The sequence below is a fragment of the Streptomyces sp. NPDC054975 genome (genome assembly GCF_053609105.1).
The window spans coordinates 409925-423898 of sequence record NZ_JBSGWV010000002.1; the positions used below are offsets into that span (position 1 = coordinate 409925).

Genomic DNA, 13974 nt, shown 5'->3' on the forward strand with positions numbered 1-13974 from the left:
TTTCCGAGGGGTGATCAGTTGCCGGCGCCGGCGATGGCCGTGGCGGCACCGGCGGCGGCCGTCTTGAGGGTCTGGAACCGTTCCTGCAGGTTCTGGCCGGCGCGGTCGAGCGCCTCGGCGGCGCGGGTGGCGTTCCGGAGGTCCTGGGGGATCTTGTTGGGCGCGAAGTCCGCCATGACGCTCTTGAGGGCGCCCGTCTTGGTCGTGACCGTCTGGAGCGTCTCGGTGTTGACGTTGTCGACGGCCGTACTGACCTTCTCGACGCCCTTGGCCGCCTTGGTGAGTTCGCGGGCCGACGGCATCTTGTTGAACTTGGTCCGGAACGAGCCGGCCTTGCGGTTGAAGATCGTGATCTGCTCGTTCAGCTTCTGGAGTGCCTCGCGCGCGGCGTTGGTGGTGGCCGCGTTCGGGACGGCCGCGAGGCCGCCTCCGTTGAAGACCCGGCTTTCGCGATCCTCGACGGCCTGGCGGTTCTGGCGCGACCAGGTGCCGTTCTCGTTGGTGGCGAAGACCCTGCCGCCGAACATCTTCTCCTGCAGGGTTCGGGACCATCCGGTGAACTTGGCCGCCAGCAGGAGGCCGATGGCCGGGATGGCGAGGCCCACGAAGGCCGAGAAGAAGTAGGGCCACCAGGTGCCGACGGTCTTGCCCTCGGCGATCTTCTCGACACCGGCGGCGACGCCACCGAGGCCGGCCGCTTCGAGCCACTCCGTCAGGGGGGCCTTGACGACCTCTTCGTGGATGTCGTCGATCTTCTTGAAGAACTCCGCGGTGAAGGTCCTCTCCATCCACTGCACGGTGACGACGTACGGGGCCACCGCGATCAGGTGTTCCTTGAGCTGGGAGACGTTCGGGGGTTTCCCCGGCTGGGGCTGGGGGTCGACGAGAGCGGCCTTGAGCTCCGAGATCTTCTGAAGGACTTCCGTGTTCGTCGGGTCTGCCATGAGTTGCTCCGCTTCCGGCCGGTGACGGCCAAGCGCCGAAAAGCCCCTGCCGGAAAGGAACTTCGGCAGGGGCTCGTGCGTGGTGGGCAGCGGGGACGGTCAGGTGTCGTCGCCCCGGCGGGTCTCCCGGCGCGCCGTCGTGAGGGCGTCGTTCCAGCCGGCCGTGTACGCGAGGGTCTCGCAGCGGGAGACCTCGGCGTACAGGCTGCCCAGCAACGCTCTCTTGTCGAGGGGGACGGGTCCGTCGAGGAGCTGGCGGAGGCGGTCCTGGAGGGGGATGTGCGGTCGGGGTGCCTCGGCCTGCTGAGTCATGGACGCCTGCCTTCCGTTTGCTTGCCCGTGCGTGCGTGGCGGCGCCGCGGAGTGAGGGCGGGGGCACCACGTTATCGAACTTCTGTGCGAACGAAGTCTGGAACACCTGTTCGGTGTTTGTCGAGCCGGAAACGTCTGACGGCGTGTCTTCCGGCCTGATTCCGGGCGACGTCGGCTCCGGAACGGAGCTTGTGTTCGACCGGGGTAACCTGGATGACGCGTTCCCCGGACCCGACCGCTTCGGGGGGCGAGGGCGGCGCGGGGGCGCGCGGCGGGACGCTCTGGGGGCTGGAAGGCAGCGCTGACGCATGGATACGGATCCGGACGACAATCGGCGGGAGCGGGTCGCCGACTGGTTTGCGTCCCAGCCCGACCTGCCTCACCTCTTCGCACGCCTCTCGGAGCTCGTCCACGTCCACGGTTACACCCCCGAGGAACTCGTCCTGATCCCGCGGGCGGAGGTCGACCGGCGCGAGACGAGCGCGTTCACCTCCGGCTGGGCCGAGGCCGTGTCGGACGAACTGCCCCGCATACGCCGGGAGTACGAGAGGCGCGTCGCCGACGCCTACGCACAGGGTCAAGGTGACGCGCGTGGAATCCGCCGTCCCCAGCGGCGTACGGACGTCGGCACGGAGGGCGCCCAGGTCATCGCGTTGCCGTTCGCCCGCCTCCTCGAACCGCCACAGGCCGTCGTCGAGGCCGAGGAGCGGGTCCGCAAGGAGCGCGAACAGTTCGAACCGCGCCCCGAACGTTCCGATCGTCCCGAACCCGAACCCGAGCACCAGACGGGCTCCGAACCGGACGCGGACCTGGACGTCCTGGTGACCGCCCAGGAGAGCCGTTCGCGCCGAGGCGCCCAGTCGGTACGGAAGGTCGTCCGGGGCAAGGGCGGTCGGCCGATCGTGCCGCCGCTGGGCGTACCCGGACAGCCGGCTTCCGGCAGCGACCGCCGCGAACCCGAGCATTCCGAGCCCGCCGAATCCGGCACGCGCCCGGGCAAGGGGCGCCGGCTCTCCGACCGGGCCCGGGCCCTGGAGGACGACCTCACCTCGGAGCGAGCACGGGAAGCGCCCCCGGAGCCCGGTCCCTGAAGGGAACGAGCTCCGGGGGCCGCGGGGTCACCCGAAGAATCGGGCGAGGGCGTGGGGTGAGGGCACGTCGCCCTCCTCGGCAGGCGTGTTCCGCCCGTCGAGCTCCCCGCCCTCCTCGTCCTCGTCGTCCTTGTCGGCGCCACCGGGCCGCGGCACGGGTGTCGGCGGTTCCGGCGAGTCGTCGTCCTCGCCGGTGTTGACACTGGCGAACATCCAGTTGGCGACGGCCAGATGGTCCACCGCCGCCGCGAGCAGATGGTCGCCGATCGACCACTCGGCCGCCTCGCCGTGCAGCTCCCGCTGGACGGCGCTGTCCCGCGGCAGATGCTTGATCAGCAGCAGGACCCGCCGGCTGGAGAGCTCACCGCGGTGCCAGTCGAGCAGATCGGTGCCGTAATAGCGGAGGAAGTCCGCCTCAAGTGCCTCGGCGTGTTCGTCGACGAACTCGACGAGGCTCAGTCTTCCCCCAGGCCGAGCCCGGTCTCCTTGCCGTAGGCCTCCAGGATGGCGGCGATGTCCTGCATCGTGACGTCGTGCTGTTCGAAGCGGTTGAACTGCTCCTCACCCATCAGGAGCGCGAGCAGGCCGTCCACGTCGTTGTCGTCGAGCTTGCGCAGGGCCTTGGCGGTCGCGCGGCTCAGTTCGGTCGGAAGGGTGTAGCTCTCGCCGTCCAGCTCGAAGGACCAGGCGCGGCCGTGGGCCTCCTGTCGCTGGGCGCGGGCTGCGTTGACGTCGAAACGGGCCATGGTGATGCGTACTCCTTGTTCGAGTGGGTGAAAGAGGAGAGGGGTGGGGCGGGACGGCGGTGGGCCGCCCCGCCCCGGTGGAGCGGGATCAGACGGAAGCGCTGTACTGGCTGTCCTTCATGAGGAAGGAGGCCAGCGGCTTGCCGTTGCCGTTCGACATGGCGGTGAAGGTGATGCCCAGCTGCGACGCCGCCTTGCGGGCCAGCTTGATGTCGTCGGACGCGGTGACCTGGCCGCGCGGGATGATGAAGCGGTACGTGACCGCGGTCGTGCCACCGGCCTTGACGTCGGTGAACTCCAGGCCGAGGGCGCGCACGTCCGCGTACGGACGCTCGGCGATCTCGTACTTGTAGACGTCGGCCGCCGGGTCGGTCGCAGCCTCGACCTTGCCGCCGCCCATGAAGAACGGCAGCGTGTTCTCGTTGAACTGGAGCATGGAGAACTTCAGCGAGAGGTCACGGGCCGAGTAGATGTAGTGCACCGGGGAGACCGACTGCCACGAGTCGATGGCCTCCAGCTTGTCCTTCTTGGAGAAGGTGACGCCGTCACCGGTGGTGAAGCCGAGGTCCGTCCAGGACGCCCAGTCGGTGGCGGAGTCGGCGCCGAAGGCCGGGAGGTCGGTGCCGGCATTGGCCACGTAGAGCTTGCCGACGCCTGCGACGCGGATCTCGGCCGAGTTGTTTCCTGCCATGGTGGGTTTCTCCTTGTGTGAGGGAGGGTGAGGGCGCCGCACCGGGCTTCGGTGCCCGGGTACGGCAAAGGCCCCGCCGGATGGCGAGGCCTGGTCTGTGGGGTGAGCGTCCGTCAGGGAGCCCGGTGGGCTCAGAAGACGCTCAGGGAGAGGCGGATCACGCAGAGGTAGCGGTGGGCGCCCCGGTAGAGGTAGTCGGGCAGCCAGCGCGGTCCGTCCATCTCCTCCACGTCGTGGACGAGGTTGACGCCGATCTGCTTGCCCATCGTGGCGAGCAGCGCGCGCCGGGCCGCGTTGGCGAGGACGTGGGCCGCGCTCTTGGTCGGCCCGTACACCTCGAACTCGATCAGCGGCTTGTCGACGTGCTGGTCGCCGATCCAGGCGCCGCCGCGGCGGTTGACGAGGACGGCGCTCTGCGTGCCGTCGAAGCCGGCCGGCGCCTGGACGGCGATCGTGGCGCCGGCCAGGGCCGGGTCGGCCTTGAGGACGTCGACGACCAGCTTCTCGACGTCCGGGAACGCACTCGGGGGAGTGGTCATGACGGTTCTCCTCGGTGGAAGGGAGTCGGTGCGGGGCGGTACGGGGCGGTACGGGGGCCGTCCGGGGCGCTCGACGCGGGGAAGGGGGCGGGGGCGCGGAGCGCTCCCGGACGGCGAACGGCGAAGCTGCGGCCCGACTCGCGGGCACAGCTCCGCCGCTGCACCAACTGTGACAGAGAGCGTGCGCGCACGCAACTAGTTCGAAGAACTGCTGCGGATCGGAGGCGTCGGGAAGGCCTGGTCGCGCATTCCAGGGCGGCTTGCCCGGCGCGGTCTGCCCAGCCGGTCTGTCCGGCGCGGTCTGCCCGGCCCGGTCTGCCCGCCCGTCTGTCCGGCCGGTCTGCCCGCCCCGTCTGTCAGGCCGGTCTGCCCGCGCGGTCTGCCGGCCGGACGGCCCGGCCGTGACGGCACCTCACCGCTCCGCCGTCCCCTGGTCGGCTGGGCCCCGGTCGGGACCGAACGCACGAAGAAGCGCCCCGCGTCTCTCCCAGAGACGCGGGGCGCTTCGTCGTTCCGTGCGATGCGTTGTCCGTGCGGTGCGTATGTACGTACGGGCTAGGCGGTACGAGGGCGGCGGCGGGCCGTCCGTTCCGCGGCGAAGACGTCCTCCAGGCGGAACAGTTGGGCCCGGCCCGCCTTGCCGGCCGCTCGCAGGTGGCCCAGCTGGACCCACTTGCGGATCGTCGCCGGGGCGACCCCGGCCTCCTCGGCGGCCAAGGGGCCGGGGATCAGGGCCGGCAGGGGCACGGACTTCAGCACGGGCTCTCCTCGGTGTCCTCGGGGGTGGTGGCCGCTGTGGTGCTCGCGGTCGTGCTCGCGGTGGTGTGCATCGCCGCTTCGATCTCGTCCGCCCGGGCGCCCGACGCGTCGGCCAGCTCGCCCCACTGCTCCTCCGGCCACAGGTGCCGGTACGCCGGGTCGTCCTGGCATCCGCACACCTCGTCCGTGCAGACGCACGCCGGGTTCACGCAGAGCACCGCCCGCCGGTCCGGGAACGCCCGCAGCGAAACCGAGTCGCACCACGGGCAGCGGCCCGCCACACGGACGACCGTCTCCGTGTCGCCGAGCGTGCGCGCGCAGCGCCGTGCCATCCGGCGCAGCTCGTCGCGCACGTGCCGGGCCAGGTCCGGGTGGGCCGCCATGTCGTCGAGCAGGGCGACGACGCGCCGGAGCCGGTCGACCACCCCGGCGCGGCGCGGCCGCGGCAGGCCGAGCCGGGCGCAGACGGCCTCCTCCAGCTCCACCACGCCGTCGCTGATGTCCCGGATGGCGTCGGAGACATGGAGCCGGATCGGGGCGGCCCCGTGGCCGGGTACGGCGAGCCCGTGCCGCTGCTGGAGGAGCAGGGCCTCGCGGCGCTCCTCGCGGATGAGTTCGTCGCGGCCGGGGTGCGGCGCGACCGGCGCGGTCCCGGCGGGGGCGCGGCGACCAGGGGCCAGCTCCTCGGCGAGCTCGGGGAACTGCCGTACCAGGGAGGCGGCCCAGAGCGCGATGTCCCGCACGACCCGGTCGGTGGAGTGGGTGGCGTGGGCGGGGTGGACGGCTTGGTCAGTCACGCGGACCTCCGGAGTGTGCGGTGCCCGCCGCCGAACTCCGGCCGCCGCGGCGGGGCGCGACGGGGCGGCCGTTGCGCCAGAGGCGGCCCGCGCAGACGCCGTCGAACCAGCTCTCCGCGGGGGCCACCGCGGCCTCGCACTCGCGGCGGACGAGACAGGCGGCGCAGGCGCGCAGCGCCGGGGCGGCCTGCTGGGCGCGGCGGGCGAAGACGACGGACGGGGAGAGGCCGACGCACGCGGCGGCGGCCTGCCATGAGGACGAGTCGGGCAGGAGCAAGGTTCTTCTCCACGGTCCGGGCCACCGAGCCCCTGGGGCCGGTGCGACTCCTGGGACTCGTGAGGCCGACGAGTGCGACGGCGAGTGAGAGAGTGACACGTTGCGTGCGAGCGCGCAACAAGCTTATGGAGGCTCCTTCACCGATTCGACACGATTGCGCGCTCAAAAGCACGTAATTCTGTGCGCGCAAGCACGCTAGAGTGTGGGACCCGGAGGGTGGGGGAGTCTCAGAGGGAGCGGTACATGAGCACACAAGGGCTCGACGAGTTCGCAGGCTGGGTGGAAGGCCTGATGAGAGCGCGCGGCTACGACATCGACAGTCCGCGCGGTGGAGGGAAGTCCCGGATCGCCGACGAGGCCGGCGTGCACCGGGCCGCGGTGACGCGGCTGCTGCAGCGGCAGAGCATGCCCGACCTGGAGACCATGCGCAGGATCGCCCCCCTTCTCGGGGTCTCCGTCCGCGACATGCTGATCCGGTCCGGCCGGGTCACGCCCGACGAGCTGCCCCTGGCGGCGGACCTGCTGCCACCAGGGGACTGGCAGCCCACCATGGAGGACTTCGCCCGCTGGCTGGGCGTACCCGACGAGCGGATGGGCGTGTTCGTCAAGGTCGTCAATCAGTTCCTGGAGCCCGGCGAGGAAGAGGTCGAGCCGCGCACCACCGGAGAATCGCGCCGCGCCACCCGGGACTGACCCTCTCCGTGACGCCCGCCGGCAGGAAGCTCCCGGCGGGCCCACAGGCTCTCCGTCACGGACCACGCACCGACCGTTCCGGGATCCGTTCTCCCACGTCGGCCGGGCCCGCACGCGCGGGCATTTGTTTTGACCGGAGTCCATGCGATAGGTACGCTCAGACCTTGTGCCTGGGGTGTGCCTGGGCTCGTGTGCGTGTCCTCAACCGCACGGCGAGTTCGTCAATGGCCACCGCAATCTGCGCCTTTTCCGCCCTCGGCGGAGGTCCGCAGTATTCGACACACCCGACCGCGTGGGTCGGACAGTGTTCCAGGTTAGTTTTACGACGGCACACAGAAACCGGAGAAGTAGTGCCTACGATCCAGCAGCTGGTCCGGAAGGGCCGGCAGGACAAGGTCGAGAAGAACAAGACGCCCGCACTCGAGGGTTCCCCTCAGCGCCGCGGCGTCTGCACGCGTGTGTTCACGACCACCCCGAAGAAGCCGAACTCGGCCCTCCGTAAGGTCGCGCGTGTGCGTCTGACCTCGGGCATCGAGGTCACGGCCTACATCCCGGGTGAGGGTCACAACCTGCAGGAGCACTCCATCGTGCTCGTGCGTGGTGGCCGTGTGAAGGACCTGCCGGGTGTTCGTTACAAGATCATCCGCGGTTCCCTCGACACGCAGGGCGTCAAGAACCGTAAGCAGGCTCGCAGCCGCTACGGCGCCAAGAAGGAGAAGTAAGAATGCCTCGTAAGGGCCCCGCCCCGAAGCGCCCGGTCATCATCGACCCGGTCTACAGCTCTCCTCTTGTCACCTCGCTGATCAACAAGATCCTGCTGGACGGCAAGCGTTCCACCGCCGAGCGCATCGTCTACGGTGCCATGGAAGGCCTCCGCGAGAAGACCGGCAACGACCCGGTCATCACGCTGAAGCGCGCCCTCGAGAACGTGAAGCCGTCTCTTGAGGTCAAGTCCCGCCGTGTCGGTGGCGCCACCTACCAGGTGCCGATCGAGGTCAAGCCCGGTCGCGCCTCCACCCTCGCTCTGCGCTGGCTCGTGGGTTACTCCCGCGCCCGCCGCGAGAAGACCATGACCGAGCGCCTCATGAACGAGCTCCTCGACGCCTCCAACGGCCTCGGTGCTTCGGTCAAGAAGCGTGAGGACACGCACAAGATGGCCGAGTCCAACAAGGCCTTCGCGCACTACCGCTGGTAGTCGCAACCCACATCGAGACCGAGAGAAGACTGAGCCGATATGGCTACCACTTCGCTTGACCTTGCCAAGGTGCGCAACATCGGCATCATGGCTCACATCGACGCGGGCAAGACGACCACCACCGAGCGGATCCTGTTCTACACCGGTGTCTCGTACAAGATCGGTGAAGTCCACGACGGCGCTGCCACGATGGACTGGATGGAGCAGGAGCAGGAGCGCGGCATCACGATCACGTCCGCCGCGACGACCTGCCACTGGCCGCTCGAGGACGTCGACCACACCATCAACATCATCGACACCCCGGGCCACGTCGACTTCACCGTCGAGGTGGAGCGTTCGCTCCGCGTGCTCGACGGTGCCGTGACGGTGTTCGACGGCGTCGCCGGTGTCGAGCCCCAGTCCGAGACTGTCTGGCGTCAGGCGGACCGCTACGGCGTGCCGCGCATCTGCTTCGTCAACAAGCTCGACCGTACGGGTGCCGAGTTCCACCGCTGCGTCGACATGATCGTGGACCGCCTCGGCGCCGTCCCGATCGTCATGCAGCTCCCCATCGGTTCCGAGATGGACTTCCAGGGTGTTGTGGACCTCGTCCGCATGAAGGCTCTGGTCTGGTCCGCCGAGGCGACCAAGGGCGAGATGTACGACATCGTCGACATCCCGGCCACGCACACCGAGGCCGCTGAAGAGTGGCGCGGCAAGCTGGTCGAGACCGTCGCCGAGAACGACGAAGAGATCATGGAGCTCTTCCTCGAGGGCCAGGAGCCCACCGAGGAGCAGCTGTACGCCGCGATCCGTCGTATCACCATTGCCTCCGGCAAGGGTGGCGGCGAGAAGACGATCACCCCCGTCTTCTGTGGCACCGCGTTCAAGAACAAGGGTGTTCAGCCCCTGCTCGACGCGGTCGTGCGCTACCTCCCCTCCCCCCTGGACGTCGAGGCCATCGAGGGCCACGACGTCAAGGACGCGGAGACGGTCGTCCGTCGCAAGCCGTCCGACGAGGAGCCGCTGTCGGCCCTCGCGTTCAAGATCGCGAGCGACCCGCACCTCGGTAAGCTCACCTTCGTCCGGATCTACTCCGGTCGCCTGGAGGCCGGCACCTCGGTGCTGAACTCCGTCAAGGGCAAGAAGGAGCGCATCGGCAAGATCTACCGTATGCACGCGAACAAGCGTGAGGAGATCGACTCGGTGGGCGCCGGCGACATCGTCGCCGTCATGGGCCTGAAGCAGACCACCACCGGTGAGACGCTGTGCGACGAGAAGAACCCGGTCATCCTGGAGTCCATGGACTTCCCGGCGCCGGTCATTCAGGTCGCGATCGAGCCCAAGTCCAAGGGTGACCAGGAGAAGCTGGGTGTTGCCATCCAGCGTCTCGCGGAGGAGGACCCCTCCTTCCAGGTTCACTCGGACGAGGAGACCGGCCAGACCATCATCGGTGGTATGGGCGAGCTTCACCTCGACATCCTCGTCGACCGTATGCGTCGCGAGTTCAAGGTCGAGGCGAACGTCGGCAAGCCGCAGGTCGCGTACCGCGAGACGATCCGCAAGGCCGTCGAGCGCGTGGACTTCACCCACAAGAAGCAGACCGGTGGTACCGGTCAGTTCGCCAAGGTGCAGATCGCGATCGAGCCCATCGAGGGCGGCGACGCCTCGTACGAGTTCGTGAACAAGGTCACCGGTGGCCGCATCCCGAAGGAGTACATCCCTTCGGTCGACGCCGGTGCGCAGGAGGCCATGCAGTTCGGCATCCTGGCCGGCTACGAGATGACTGGCGTCCGCGTCATCCTTCTCGACGGTGCCTACCACGAGGTCGACTCCTCCGAGCTCGCGTTCAAGATCGCCGGTTCGCAGGCCTTCAAGGAGGCCGCGCGCAAGGCTTCCCCCGTCATCCTTGAGCCGATGATGGCCGTTGAGGTCGTCACGCCCGAGGACTACATGGGTGAAGTCATCGGTGACATCAACTCCCGCCGTGGCCAGATCCAGGCCATGGAGGAGCGCAGCGGCGCTCGCGTCGTGAAGGGCCTCGTGCCCCTCTCGGAGATGTTCGGCTACGTCGGAGACCTCCGCAGCAAGACCTCGGGTCGCGCAAGCTACTCGATGCAGTTCGACTCCTACGCCGAGGTTCCCCGGAACGTCGCCGAGGAGATCATCGCGAAGGCCAAGGGCGAGTAACTCACCCGAGTGCACGCTTTAGGCTTGACCCAGTCGCCGGGGCTCTCAACCCCGTAACCCGAGGAATCGGGCCCCGGCGCCTGGCATCCCAGCAAAGATCACCTGGCGCCGATGAGCAAGGCGTACAGAACCACTCTCCAGGAGGACCCCCGTGGCGAAGGCGAAGTTCGAGCGGACTAAGCCGCACGTCAACATCGGCACCATCGGTCACATCGACCACGGTAAGACGACCCTCACGGCCGCCATTACCAAGGTGCTGCACGACGCGTACCCGGACCTGAACGAGGCCTCGGCCTTCGACCAGATCGACAAGGCTCCTGAGGAGCGCCAGCGCGGTATCACCATCTCCATCGCGCACGTCGAGTACCAGACCGAGTCGCGTCACTACGCCCACGTCGACTGCCCCGGTCACGCGGACTACATCAAGAACATGATCACGGGTGCGGCGCAGATGGACGGCGCCATCCTCGTGGTCGCGGCCACCGACGGCCCGATGCCGCAGACCAAGGAGCACGTGCTCCTGGCCCGCCAGGTCGGCGTTCCGTACATCGTCGTCGCCCTGAACAAGGCCGACATGGTGGACGACGAGGAGATCCTGGAGCTCGTCGAGCTCGAGGTCCGTGAGCTCCTCTCCGAGTACGAGTTCCCGGGCGACGACCTGCCGGTCGTCAAGGTCTCGGCGCTCAAGGCGCTCGAGGGCGACAAGGAGTGGGGCCAGTCGGTCCTGAACCTGATGGCCGCCGTCGACGAGGCGATCCCGCAGCCCGAGCGTGACGTCGACAAGCCGTTCCTGATGCCGATCGAGGACGTCTTCACGATCACCGGTCGTGGCACCGTCGTCACCGGTCGTATCGAGCGTGGTGTCCTCAAGGTCAACGAGACCGTCGACATCGTCGGTATCAAGACCGAGAAGACCACCACCACGGTCACCGGCATCGAGATGTTCCGCAAGCTGCTCGACGAGGGCCAGGCCGGTGAGAACGTCGGTCTGCTCCTCCGTGGCATCAAGCGCGAGGACGTCGAGCGCGGCCAGGTCATCATCAAGCCCGGTTCGGTCACGCCGCACACCGAGTTCGAGGCCCAGGCCTACATCCTGTCGAAGGACGAGGGTGGCCGTCACACCCCGTTCTTCAACAACTACCGCCCGCAGTTCTACTTCCGTACCACGGACGTGACCGGCGTCGTGACCCTCCCCGAGGGCACCGAGATGGTCATGCCGGGCGACAACACCTCCATGACCGTCGAGCTGATCCAGCCCGTCGCCATGGAGGAGGGCCTGAAGTTCGCCATCCGTGAGGGTGGCCGGACCGTGGGCGCCGGCCAGGTCACCAAGATCAACAAGTAATTGTCGATCGCTTGACCTGTGCCGCTCCTGACGGAGCGTCATGAAAGGGCCCCCGGCCCGCCGTTCGCGGCGGGGCGGGGGCCCTTTTCTTCGTGGCGCCTTCCGTGGTCTGCGGCAAAGAGAATCCCCGGCCGGGATTCTCCGGCCGGGGACAGGATTCCGCGTGGCGGGCGCTACGACGTCGAGGTCGCTCCGGACCGCTTCGCCGGACGCCAGACCCACGGGTGGGCGTCCGCGCCCAGGCCGACGGCGACCGGGCCGCCCGGCAGCAGCCGCAGGGCCGCCGCGTGCACGGTCGCCGCTCCCTGCGTACGGGTCCAGAGCCGGCCGCCCTTGCGCAGCTGGATCCGGCCCCGCAGGTCGCGGCCGAGCAGGACCGTCCCCTCGGCGTCGGCCGCCGCGGCGACAGGGCCGTATCCGTCGAAGGACGCGTTTCCGCGCTGCGAGAGCAGTTCCTTGGCGGCGGGCCGGCGGTAGTACACGTCGAGGCCGGCGCGGCCCTTGGCTGGTACGGAGGCGACCGGACCGCTCGCGAGGGGGAGCGGGGCGGCCGGGGCGGAGTCGATCCAGTGCTGGACGGACTGGCGGCCGGCGCCGAGGACGTGGACGCGTCCCTGGGCGTCGACCACGGCGTCCAGGCCGTCCTGGATCTCCAGGGTGGCGGGGAGCGCCCGCCACGGGGACCAGACGCCGTCGGTGCTCCGTACCCGCGTCGACACTCCCTTGTCCGCGTTGCGCACGAAGAGGTGGACCCGGCCGTCGGGGGCGGTCACCGCCACCGGCACACCGATCCGGCGGCCCCGGTCGTCCTTGCGCTCGGGGTTGCCCAGGCCCCGCCAGGCGAGGAACGGGCCGTCGGGGGAGCGCTGCTCCAGCAGGACGACCTCCCGCTTGTTGGGTCCGCCGCGCCCGTTGAGGGCGGCGAACCGTACGCCGAACAGCAGGACCCGGCCGTCCGGCAGGGTGGTCGAGCCGAGCGCGGGCACGAGCGGCCCGCCGCCCAGGTCCTTCGGCTCGTCCCAGAGTCCGGAGCCCGGCTCCGTCTCCCGCCAGCGGACCGCGCGCAGCCCCAGCACTCCGTAGGCGTCGAGCCGCCCGTCGGGGCGGGCGACGACGGCCGGTCCGGCGCCGGGCCAGCGGTGGTGGGTGGACCGTACCCAGCCCTTGTTGTTCTTCAGGGGGCGTCCGCCGCCGACGCCGTAGTCGCCGCAGCCGGAGGGGTTGCCGCACTCCCAGGCGGGATTGCCGCCGTACTGGAAGAGATGGCCCGCCTTCTCCTTGAGGACCTGCGCGGGGAGGTTCTTGGGCCAGTGCCGGCCGTAGTACCCGCGGAAGGCGGTCGCCGTGAACGCGGGTATCTGCCCCGGGCCCTTCTGACCCTCGGCGACCCAGCGTATGAGCGCGGCCCAGGAGAAGCAGGCGACGGCGGTGTGGTCGCTGTGGTCGGAGTAGCCGGGCTGCTCGCTGTCCCGCTTGCGGGTGGCCTCGCTGCTGACCTGGACGTCCGGGTCGGGGTCGAGGGTCTGCACGACGGTCGGCCGGTAGCGGTCGAGAAGGCCGACGAGGACGTCGATGAGCTGGTCGTGGTCGTAGGTGTCGGAGCGGTCGACGGGGGAGTCGGCCGAGAGGTGCGTGCGCAGTTCGAGCGCGCGGTCCTGCCAGAGGGAGGTCAGGGCCAGGTAGTGCCGGGGGGCGTGCTCGGGCAGGTTGAGGAAGATCAGCTCGACGCGGCGGCCGCCGTGCACCAGCGTGTTGATCTCGGCCTGCCGCTCGCCGTGGAGGGTGGTGACGCCCTTCTGCCAGGGCGTGAACTTGTCGAGCCCGAGGAGCGTCGCGTACGCCTGGCGCAGGCCCTGGTGGCGCGAGGAGGAGTAGGCGGCGCGGTCGGGCGGCGTGTCGGGCATGCCCTTGATCTGGTTCCGGCCGACGTGCTCACCCGCGGTGACGTAGACGGAGACCAGGGGGACGCCGGCGTCGAGCATCCGCTGGGTGTCCGGGTTCATGAAGTACAGGTCGTCGTCCGGGTGTGCGACGAACTGCATGAGCTGCGCGCGGCGCGTGGAGGCGATCGGCACCCCGGGCGCGGGGTCCGCGGCGGGCTGGACCCGTCGGGGAGGGGCGGGCACGGAACACCCGGCGAGGGCGGCGGAACCGAGAGTGGCGGTGCCGAGGGCGACGGCAGCCGCGAGCACTCCGCGGCGCCGGAGCGGCCCGGTCCGGAGCAGCCCGGTCCGGAGCAGCTCAGTCTTGAGCAGCCCGAATGTGTCCACTGTGTACGTCCCCCCGCTGCCGCGCGTGCCTGGAATCCGCGGAAAGGCCAGGTCGAGACCTGGTTCCGCGACTGGCTAGACGGGAGGAGGGGGGTCAAGGTTGCCCACGAATTCGCTCAAATATGCGTGGGGTGACTTGTGGGTGT

At 69.5% G+C, this 13974-nt stretch carries 16 protein-coding genes; 6 read left to right on the forward strand and 10 right to left on the reverse strand.

From position 1 onward, the window contains the following. Window positions 1-14: 14 nt before the first annotated feature. Both ACWF79_RS04355 and ACWF79_RS04360 read right to left on the reverse strand, forming a co-directional pair. A complete protein-coding gene (locus tag ACWF79_RS04355) occupies window positions 15-944 on the reverse strand; it encodes a hypothetical protein (protein ID WP_453726517.1) in 930 nt (309 codons plus the stop codon). Window positions 945-1043: 99 nt separating this feature from the next. Next, window positions 1044-1256, reverse strand: a complete 213-nt coding sequence (locus ACWF79_RS04360) for a hypothetical protein (RefSeq protein ID WP_453726518.1) — start codon at window positions 1254-1256, stop codon at window positions 1044-1046. Between the two features lie 308 nt (window positions 1257-1564). On the opposite strand from ACWF79_RS04360, the gene ACWF79_RS04365 reads away from it, so the two are divergent. Further along, window positions 1565-2347 carry a hypothetical protein gene (locus tag ACWF79_RS04365; RefSeq protein WP_453726519.1) on the forward strand — a complete coding sequence of 261 codons (783 nt, stop codon included), beginning with the start codon at window positions 1565-1567 and terminating at the stop codon, window positions 2345-2347. Window positions 2348-2374: 27 nt separating this feature from the next. Here the strand turns inward: ACWF79_RS04365 and ACWF79_RS04370 are convergent, their stop codons facing one another. The 7 genes from ACWF79_RS04370 to ACWF79_RS04400 all read right to left on the reverse strand — a co-directional run bounded on the left by ACWF79_RS04370 (window position 2375) and on the right by ACWF79_RS04400 (window position 6156). Next, window positions 2375-2731, reverse strand: coding sequence for a hypothetical protein (locus ACWF79_RS04370; RefSeq protein ID WP_453726598.1), 357 nt, complete (start codon window positions 2729-2731; stop codon window positions 2375-2377). A gap of 71 nt (window positions 2732-2802) precedes the next feature. Then, window positions 2803-3093 (reverse strand): hypothetical protein, encoded by a 291-nt coding sequence (locus tag ACWF79_RS04375; RefSeq protein ID WP_453726520.1) that lies wholly within the window; start codon window positions 3091-3093, stop codon window positions 2803-2805. 88 nt (window positions 3094-3181) lie between these two features. Next, entirely contained in the window at window positions 3182-3784 is a 603-nt protein-coding gene (locus tag ACWF79_RS04380; protein ID WP_453726521.1) for a phage tail tube protein, read from the reverse strand. A 131-nt stretch (window positions 3785-3915) separates the two neighbouring features. Beyond that, entirely contained in the window at window positions 3916-4323 is a 408-nt protein-coding gene (locus ACWF79_RS04385) for a hypothetical protein (RefSeq protein WP_453726522.1), read from the reverse strand. Window positions 4324-4878: 555 nt separating this feature from the next. After that, complete coding sequence (locus ACWF79_RS04390) at window positions 4879-5082, reverse strand: hypothetical protein (protein ID WP_453726523.1); 204 nt, start codon at window positions 5080-5082, stop codon at window positions 4879-4881. Next, window positions 5076-5879: a hypothetical protein gene (locus tag ACWF79_RS04395; protein ID WP_453726524.1), complete on the reverse strand. Its 804-nt coding sequence runs from the start codon at window positions 5877-5879 to the stop codon at window positions 5076-5078. Before ACWF79_RS04395 ends, ACWF79_RS04390 begins: the two co-directional genes overlap by 7 nt. After that, complete coding sequence (locus tag ACWF79_RS04400; protein WP_453726525.1) at window positions 5872-6156, reverse strand: WhiB family transcriptional regulator; 285 nt, start codon at window positions 6154-6156, stop codon at window positions 5872-5874. The genes ACWF79_RS04395 and ACWF79_RS04400 overlap by 8 nt, the downstream gene beginning before the upstream one ends. Window positions 6157-6399: 243 nt before the next feature. Between ACWF79_RS04400 and ACWF79_RS04405 the strand changes: the two genes are divergently transcribed. From ACWF79_RS04405 to tuf, 5 genes are all read left to right on the forward strand, one after another. After that, window positions 6400-6849: a helix-turn-helix domain-containing protein gene (locus tag ACWF79_RS04405; protein WP_453726526.1), complete on the forward strand. Its 450-nt coding sequence runs from the start codon at window positions 6400-6402 to the stop codon at window positions 6847-6849. Between the two features lie 350 nt (window positions 6850-7199). Next, the gene (gene rpsL / locus ACWF79_RS04410; protein ID WP_003948652.1) at window positions 7200-7571 is read left to right on the forward strand and encodes a 30S ribosomal protein S12; all 372 of its coding nucleotides are present in this window, start codon (window positions 7200-7202) and stop codon (window positions 7569-7571) included. A gap of 2 nt (window positions 7572-7573) precedes the next feature. Next, complete coding sequence (rpsG, locus tag ACWF79_RS04415) at window positions 7574-8044, forward strand: 30S ribosomal protein S7 (protein WP_003966970.1); 471 nt, start codon at window positions 7574-7576, stop codon at window positions 8042-8044. Between the two features lie 39 nt (window positions 8045-8083). After that, a complete protein-coding gene (fusA, locus tag ACWF79_RS04420) occupies window positions 8084-10213 on the forward strand; it encodes an elongation factor G (RefSeq protein WP_453726527.1) in 2130 nt (709 codons plus the stop codon). A 151-nt stretch (window positions 10214-10364) separates the two neighbouring features. After that, complete coding sequence (gene tuf / locus ACWF79_RS04425; protein WP_215069822.1) at window positions 10365-11558, forward strand: elongation factor Tu; 1194 nt, start codon at window positions 10365-10367, stop codon at window positions 11556-11558. 173 nt (window positions 11559-11731) lie between these two features. On the opposite strand, the gene ACWF79_RS04430 is transcribed toward tuf, so the two are convergent. Then, window positions 11732-13783, reverse strand: coding sequence for a PIG-L family deacetylase (locus ACWF79_RS04430; protein ID WP_453726599.1), 2052 nt, complete (start codon window positions 13781-13783; stop codon window positions 11732-11734). Window positions 13784-13974: the final 191 nt, after the last annotated feature.

Coding starts and splice junctions, on each gene's coding strand:
- ACWF79_RS04365 (WP_453726519.1), top strand. CDS start 1,565: ATGGATACGGATCCGGACGACAATCGGCGGGAGCGGGTCGCCGACTGG.
- ACWF79_RS04360 (WP_453726518.1), bottom strand. CDS start 1,256: ATGACTCAGCAGGCCGAGGCACCCCGACCGCACATCCCCCTCCAGGAC.
- rpsG (WP_003966970.1), top strand. CDS start 7,574: ATGCCTCGTAAGGGCCCCGCCCCGAAGCGCCCGGTCATCATCGACCCG.
- ACWF79_RS04405 (WP_453726526.1), top strand. CDS start 6,400: ATGAGCACACAAGGGCTCGACGAGTTCGCAGGCTGGGTGGAAGGCCTG.
- ACWF79_RS04380 (WP_453726521.1), bottom strand. CDS start 3,784: ATGGCAGGAAACAACTCGGCCGAGATCCGCGTCGCAGGCGTCGGCAAG.
- ACWF79_RS04385 (WP_453726522.1), bottom strand. CDS start 4,323: ATGACCACTCCCCCGAGTGCGTTCCCGGACGTCGAGAAGCTGGTCGTC.
- ACWF79_RS04355 (WP_453726517.1), bottom strand. CDS start 944: ATGGCAGACCCGACGAACACGGAAGTCCTTCAGAAGATCTCGGAGCTC.
- ACWF79_RS04375 (WP_453726520.1), bottom strand. CDS start 3,093: ATGGCCCGTTTCGACGTCAACGCAGCCCGCGCCCAGCGACAGGAGGCC.
- fusA (WP_453726527.1), top strand. CDS start 8,084: ATGGCTACCACTTCGCTTGACCTTGCCAAGGTGCGCAACATCGGCATC.